The sequence below is a fragment of the Phaeodactylibacter luteus genome (assembly GCF_007993045.1).
Taxonomy (GTDB): domain Bacteria; phylum Bacteroidota; class Bacteroidia; order Chitinophagales; family Saprospiraceae; genus Phaeodactylibacter; species Phaeodactylibacter luteus.
In genome coordinates, this window is sequence record NZ_VOOR01000133.1 from 1 (window position 1) to 1,356 (window position 1,356).

At 65.0% G+C, this 1,356-nt stretch carries 1 protein-coding gene; it reads right to left on the minus strand.

Annotated features, from left to right (window positions below):
* The coding region (locus tag FRY97_RS21805; RefSeq protein ID WP_147169737.1) for a hypothetical protein at nt 1-1,356 on the minus strand (1,356 nt) is incomplete at both ends.

Genomic DNA, 1,356 nt, shown 5'->3' on the forward strand with positions numbered 1-1,356 from the left:
CCGTTGACATCGGTGATGGTAATGGAGTAAGCGGTGGACACGATGGGCGCGACGGTCTGCTGCAGGCACTGCGGGCACTCGGTCTCGAACCTGGGCTGCCAGACGATGGTATCGATCTGGCTTTCGGGGACATTGAGCTGAGCGGATAGGGCGGCTGCGGTGCCGGCCTGTATGGTCGTGTCCGGGCCGAGGCTGACAGCGAGCTCATCGGGCTGAGGGATGATGACTGCGGCCTGCTGCTCGCACCCGTTGGCGTCCTGGACAGCGAGGGTGTAAGCACCGGCCTGCAGGCCGGCGAAGAGGGGCTGAGCCTGGAAAGGTGCCCCGTCCCTGCTGAAGAGGAACGGCGGGAGCCCCCCTTGGGCCATGGCCTGGATGCCCCCGTCCTGGTCCCCGAAGCACGAGATGGGGCTGACGGAGAGGGAGAGGAGGATAGGCGGGGGGCTCTGGGCGGTGACGGAGGCTGTCGCGGAGCACCCGTTGGCATCCGTGACGGTGACGGTGTACGCTCCGGCGGGCACGCCATTGCGCTGCGGGCCTTGTGCGCCATCGGACCAGATGAAGGAGAAGGGGGGCTGGAACCCTGGTGTAGTGACCTCTGCGGACAGCTGTGCATCGCTGCCGCCCTCACAGCTGACGGCAAAGCCATTGTAATCGGAGGTGATGCCGGCCTGGGCCTGCATCTGTACGAGCTGTGTGGTGATGACGACGATGGAGTCGCACCCGGCCTGGTTCTGCAGGAAGAGGGTGTCGGTGCCGGCCTGAGCGGGGTCGCAGGAGGACGCCTGTACCTGCACGAGGTCAGAGGGCAGCAGCTGTGTGATGGTGATGACGGTGGAGTCGCACCCGGACTGGTTGACAAAGGACTGCTGCACCTCCCCTGCGAGGTCCGGGTCGCAGGTGGCTGCCATTATGATGGTGGTATCAGAGGGCAGCAGCTGTGTGATGGTGATGACGGTGGAGTCGCACCCGAACTGGTTGACAAAGGACTGCTGGTCTTCGCCTGCGAGGCCCGGGTCGCAGGTGGCTGCCATGATGATGGTGGTGTCAGAGGGCAGCAGCTGTGTGATGGTGATGACGGTGGAGTCGCACCCGAACTGGTTGACAAAGGACTGCTGCACCTCCCCTGCGAGGTCCGGGTCGCAAGTGGCTGCCATGATGATGGTGGTGTCAGAGGGCAGCAGCTGTGTGAAGGTGACCACCACGCTGTCGCACCCTTCCGGCGTCAGGAGGACGTCCGTCGTCTGCCCGGCCTGTGCGGGGTCGCAGGTTGTGGCCTGCACGAAGGTGGTATCGAGGGGCGCGAAATCGGTAGTGGTGACCACGAGGCTGTCGCACCCGAACTGGTTCTGCAGG